This is a genomic window from Streptomyces sp. SP18BB07, assembly GCF_036322545.1.
Taxonomy (GTDB): domain Bacteria; phylum Actinomycetota; class Actinomycetes; order Streptomycetales; family Streptomycetaceae; genus Streptomyces; species Streptomyces deccanensis.
Genome location: NZ_JAQYWT010000168.1, coordinates 1 through 5,390 on the forward strand (window position 1 = coordinate 1; position 5,390 = coordinate 5,390).

Consider the following 5,390-nt stretch of genomic DNA (forward strand, 5'->3'; position numbering starts at 1 on the left):
CGCGCAGTTCCCCGCGCCCCTTAAGGGCCTCCGGCCCTCTCGGGCCGAAAAGCACGGGGCGCAGCCCCTGCTTTTCAGGGGCGCGGGGAACTGCGCGACCAGCCCCCACCGGGCCCGCACCCGACAACGTGACCCGCGTCCGGAGTCTTACAGGCGGTTCAGGACCTGCGTCAGCAGCGCGCCCATGCGGGTCGCGGAGTCGCGGCCGGCCTGGAGGACCTCTTCGTGGTTGAGGGGCTCGCCCGTCATGCCGGCCGCCAGGTTGGTCACGAGCGAGATGCCCAGGATCTCGGCACCAGCCTCGCGCGCGGCGATGGCCTCCAGGACCGTGGACATGCCGACGAGGTCCGCGCCGATGACGCGGGCCATGCGGATCTCCGCCGGGGTCTCGTAGTGCGGGCCCGTGAACTGCGCGTAGACGCCCTCTTCGAGGGAGGGGTCGATCTCCTTGCACAGGGCGCGCAGTCGCGGGGAGTAGAGGTCCGTGAGGTCGACGAAGTTCGCGCCGACGATCGGCGAGGTCGCCGTCAGGTTCAGATGGTCGCTGATCAGAACCGGCTGGCCCGGACGCATGCCCTCGCGCAGACCGCCGCAGCCGTTGGTGAGGACGATCGTCTTCACACCGGCGGCGACGGCCGTGCGGACGCCGTGCGCGACGGCGGCGACGCCACGGCCCTCGTAGTAGTGGGTGCGGCCCAGGAAGACGAGCGCGCGCTTGTCACCGATCTTGTACGAGCGGACCTTGCCGCCGTGCCCCTCGACCGCCGGCGGCGGGAAACCGGGCAGCTCGGTGACCTGGAACTCGGCCTCGGGGGCGCCGAGGGCGTCCACGGCCGGAGCCCAGCCGGAGCCCATCACGAGGGCGACGTCGTGGGTCTCGGCGCCCGTCAGCTCACGCAGGCGCGCGGCGGCGGCGTCGGCGGCGGCGTACGGGTCGCCCTGGATGTCGTCCGGAAGAAGAGATGCGTTCACGCGACGAGGGTATCCGGTTGGAGCCTACGCGCGTAGATGACGAGGCGCACGGGATTGCGATCGTTGTCTTGTCGTTTCCAACGCGGGGCGCCGGCGTGCGGGGGGGCGTGCGGCGCGTTCGCGCTCCTCGGCCGGTGCCTCAGCAGGGGCGTTTGCGCAGTTCCATCACGTAGTCGTGGGGCGCGCCGGCGGACTCCGCCGCGTCCGCCACCTCGCCCAGGTAGCGGGCGGAGGGCAGACCGCCCTCGTAGCCGTTGAGGACGTAGACCCAGGCGGGTTCCTCGCCGTCCAGGGTGTGCACGCGGACCCGCATCCGGCGGTATATGTCCAGGCCGACGCCTACCCAGCGGTCCATCGCGTCCTCGTCCATGGGGGCGATGTCGTAGAGGGCCACGAAGACCTGGGAGCGCGGGGCCTCCACGACCGTGGCCAGGGCGCCCTCCCAGCCCATGTGCTCGCCGCCGAAGGTCAGCCGCCAGTCGTTCAGCCAGCCGGTTGCGCGCAGCGGGGAGTGGGGGGCGCGGCGGGACATCAGGCGTGAGTCCAGGTTGCCCGCGTAGGCGGCGTAGAGCGACATGGGGAGAGGGTAAGCGCTCCGCTTGGGGCGGGGGGCGCCTCATGGGGGTGGGGTGCCTTGGGTGTGTGGCGGGTGCGGGTGCGTTGTGGCTGGTCGCGCAGTTCCCCGCGCCCCTGTGATGGCCCTGCGGGCCGATCACCTGCGGCCCGCACCCCCCGACTCGTTGGCACCCGTGCTCGTGCGGGACAATGGGGCATGTGACTCGGATCGTGATCATCGGTGGCGGACCCGGCGGATATGAAGCGGCGCTCGTGGCCGCGCAGCTCGGCGCGGAGGTGACCGTCGTGGACTGCGACGGTCTGGGCGGGGCGTCGGTGCTGACCGACTGCGTGCCGTCGAAGACCCTCATCGCCACGGCCGAGGTGATGACGACCTTCGACTCCTCGTACGAGGAGTTGGGGATCATCGTCGCCGACGACACCCCGCACATCGACACGCCCGCGCGTGTCGTCGGGGTGGACCTCGGCAAGGTCAACCGGCGTGTGAAGCGGCTCGCGCTGGCGCAGTCGCACGACATCACCGCCTCCGTGACGCGCGCCGGCGCGCGGGTCATGCGCGGGCGCGGGCGGCTGGCGGGGCAGCAGGACCTCGACGGGTCGCGCAAGGTGGTCGTGCGCGCCGCCGACGGGTCCGAGGAGACCCTGACCGCCGACGCCGTGCTCATCGCCACCGGCGGACACCCGCGTGAGCTGCCCGACGCACAGCCGGACGGCGAGCGCATCCTCAACTGGACCCAGGTCTACGACCTCGACGAGCTGCCCGAAGAGCTGATCGTCGTCGGGTCGGGTGTCACCGGTGCCGAGTTCGCCGGCGCCTACCAGGCGCTCGGGTCGCGTGTCACGCTAGTGTCCAGCCGTGACCGGGTGCTTCCGGGCGAGGACCCGGACGCCGCCGCCGTCCTGGAGGACGTGTTCCGCCGCCGCGGCATGAACGTCATGGCGCGGTCCCGGGCCCAGTCCGCCAAACGGGTCGGGGACCGGGTCGAGGTCACGCTCGCGGACGGCCGGGTCATCACCGGCTCGCACTGTCTGATGGCCGTCGGCGCCGTCCCCAACAGCGCCGGGATGGGCCTGGAGGAGGCCGGGGTCAAGGTCAAGGAGTCCGGGCACATCTGGACCGACAAGGTCTCGCGGACCACCGCTCCCGGTGTGTACGCGGCCGGTGACGTGACCGGGGTGTTCGCCCTGGCGTCCGTCGCCGCCATGCAGGGCCGTATCGCCATGTACCACTTCCTCGGCGACGCCGTGGCCCCGCTGAACCTGAAGACCGTGTCGTCCAACGTCTTCACCGACCCCGAGATCGCCACCGTCGGCTACACCCAGGCCGACCTGGACGCCGGGGTCATCGACGCGGTCGGCGTGAAGCTGCCGCTGCTGCGCAACCCGCGCGCCAAGATGCAGGGCATCCGGGACGGCTTCGTGAAGATCTTCTGCCGGCCGGGCACCGGCATCGTCGTGGGCGGTGTCGTGGTCTCCCCGCGCGCCTCCGAGCTGATCCACCCGATCTCGATCGCGGTCGACAACAACCTGACCGTCGAGCAGATCGCGAACGCGTTCACCGTGTACCCGTCGCTGTCCGGCTCGATCGCCGAGGTCGCGCGTCAGCTGCACACCCGCAAGTCGGGTGGCGGGGTCTGACGGTCCGACGGTCCTACGGCCTGACAGTCCGGCAGCCCGACGGCCCGACGGCCTGTCTGACCGATTTGTTACGGATTCCGTCCGGGATCGTCCCTATATCACTTCTCGCCCCACCCTGCGAACAACTTCTGCTATTCGGCGCAAACTGCTGAAAGCAGATGGTCGTTGGCGTTACTGTCAGTTTCGTGTTCGCTGCAGAACGTCGTCAATTGATCCTCGAAATGGTGCGGGCCAATGGAGCCGTGTCGCTCCGTGAGCTCGCCCGCGTCGTCCAGACCTCCGAAGTGACCGTACGGCGGGACGTGCGCGCTCTGGAGGCAGAAGGACTCCTCGACCGCCGACACGGCGGTGCGGTATTGCCGGGCGGGTTCACGCGGGAGTCCGGCTTTCCGCAGAAATCTCATCTCGCGACCGCCGAGAAGACGGCCATCGCCGATCTCGCCGCGAGCCTCGTCGAAGAGGGCGAGGCCATCGTGGTCGGGGCGGGAACCACCACGCAGGAGCTGGCACGCCGGCTCGCGCGGGTCCCCGGGCTGACCGTCGTCACCAACTCCCTGTTGGTGGCCCAGGCGTTGGCCCACGCCAACCGTGTGGAGGTCGTGATGACCGGCGGCACCCTGCGCGGTTCCAACTACGCCCTGGTCGGCTCCGGAGCCGAGCAGTCCCTCCAGGGGCTGCGCGTCTCCAAGGCCTTCCTGTCCGGGAGCGGACTGACCGCCGAGCGCGGCCTGTCCACGTCCAACATGCTGTCGGCGTCCGTCGACCGCGCGCTGGTCCAGGCCGCCGCCGAGGTCGTCGTCCTCGCCGACCACACCAAGCTCGGCACCGACACGATGTTCCAGACGGTGCCGACGGATGTGATCACCCGGCTGGTCACCGACGATCCGACCGGCCATGACGACCGCGCGGTCACCGAGTTGCAGGCCCTGGCCGATCAGGGTGTGCAGATCTCCGTGGCCGGGGCGTCGGGCGGCGGTGGTACGGGAGGCGATCCCGTCCCGGCGCGCCCCTCGCGCCGGGACGTGCCCCTCCCGGGGCCCCGCCGCAACCAGGTCCACGGCACCGCGCCCCAGTTGCGCACCGCCACGGTCCTGGGCGACCAGCCGCCCACCGGTGAACGGGAGCGGGAGCGCGCGGCCCGGGTCGCTGATCTACGGCGCCGGTAGCCCCGCGCGGCCGGGCGAATCTTTCCGGTGTTGTCGTCCGGTTGCTTCGCCGGGTGCGTTACGCCGGTGGCCGGTTTCGGTGGCTACGGCTTTCGGTGACTACGGCTTCAGGCCGCGCAAGGTCAGTGTCAGCAGGCGGTCGGCCAGCTCCGGGTCGTTCGGGGTTTCCTCGGCCGCCAGCGCGATCGCGTGGGTGAGCTGGAGCAGATCGCCGATGGACACGTCGTCGCGCACGGCGTGAGCGTGTTGCGCCCGCCTGAGCAGCGCGGTGCCCGCCTCCCGGATGGGGGCGCAGCACCGGGCCAGGTCCGAGGCGTCCTCGTCCACGGCGCGGGAGTCCGCGTACGAGACCGTCATCAGGGCCTGCGCCAGCCCTCGGTACTCGGCCGCGTGGGTGATGATGTCGCGCAGCCAGGCGACGAGTGCCGCGCAGGGTTGGTCCGCGTGCAGCTGTGCATCGGCGCGGGCCAGCAGATCGGCGACCGCTTCCTCGAAGACCGCGCTCAGGAGGGCCTGACGGTTGGGGAAGTGGCGGTACAGGGTGCCGATGCCCACGTCCGCCCGGCGGGCGATGTCCTCGAGCGAGGCGGTCGTGCCGTGGGCCGCGAAGGCCAGGCGGGCCTCGGTGAGCAGGCGGTCGTGGTTGCGGCGGGCGTCGGCTCGCATGGGCCGGGCCCCTGCGGGGGGCTTGACCGGGGTGGGGCTCACCGTGGCTTCACCTGCTCTCTTCTGGCCGGGGCGTCTTCAGCCTAAGAGCTCGGGTGATGCGTGTGGTTGCGCGGGTGCGGATGAGTGGGGCTACTCGCGCAGTTCCCCGCGCCCTCAAAGAGCCTGGGGCGCGGGGCTTTTGCGTACGGGTCAGTCCTTGATCTCGCAGATGGGGGCGCCGGAGGTGATGGAGGTGCCGATCTCGGCGGTGAGGCCCTTGATGGTGCCGGAGCGGTGGGCGTTGAGGGGCTGTTCCATCTTCATGGCTTCCAGGACGACGACGAGGTCGCCTTCCTTGACTTCCTGGCCCTCTTCGACGGCGACCTTGAC

The 5,390-nt window shown here is 71.0% G+C and carries 6 protein-coding genes; 2 read left to right on the top strand and 4 right to left on the bottom strand.

Annotated features, from left to right (window positions below; genetic code table 11):
* Nucleotides 1-147: 147 nt before the first annotated feature.
* Together PUR53_RS01530 and PUR53_RS01535 are read right to left on the bottom strand one after the other, a co-directional pair.
* Complete coding sequence (locus PUR53_RS01530; RefSeq protein WP_329907100.1) at nt 148-972, bottom strand: purine-nucleoside phosphorylase; 825 nt, start codon at nt 970-972, stop codon at nt 148-150.
* Nucleotides 973-1,111: 139 nt separating this feature from the next.
* Nucleotides 1,112-1,549: a gamma-glutamylcyclotransferase gene (locus PUR53_RS01535; RefSeq protein ID WP_045562870.1), complete on the bottom strand. Its 438-nt coding sequence runs from the start codon at nt 1,547-1,549 to the stop codon at nt 1,112-1,114.
* A gap of 188 nt (nt 1,550-1,737) precedes the next feature.
* Here PUR53_RS01535 and PUR53_RS01540 point away from each other — a divergent pair, with 188 nt between their 5' ends.
* Together PUR53_RS01540 and PUR53_RS01545 are read left to right on the top strand one after the other, a co-directional pair.
* Nucleotides 1,738-3,186, top strand: coding sequence for an NAD(P)H-quinone dehydrogenase (locus PUR53_RS01540; RefSeq protein WP_033527040.1), 1,449 nt, complete (start codon nt 1,738-1,740; stop codon nt 3,184-3,186).
* A gap of 158 nt (nt 3,187-3,344) precedes the next feature.
* The gene (locus tag PUR53_RS01545; RefSeq protein ID WP_329894619.1) at nt 3,345-4,352 is read left to right on the top strand and encodes a DeoR/GlpR family DNA-binding transcription regulator; all 1,008 of its coding nucleotides are present in this window, start codon (nt 3,345-3,347) and stop codon (nt 4,350-4,352) included.
* A gap of 99 nt (nt 4,353-4,451) precedes the next feature.
* Here PUR53_RS01545 and PUR53_RS01550 read toward each other — a convergent pair whose 3' ends face one another.
* Entirely contained in the window at nt 4,452-5,018 is a 567-nt protein-coding gene (locus PUR53_RS01550) for a TetR/AcrR family transcriptional regulator (RefSeq protein WP_329894620.1), read from the bottom strand.
* Nucleotides 5,019-5,210: 192 nt separating this feature from the next.
* The coding region (locus PUR53_RS01555) for an acetyl-CoA carboxylase biotin carboxyl carrier protein subunit (protein ID WP_329907102.1) at nt 5,211-5,390 on the bottom strand (180 nt) is incomplete at its 5' end.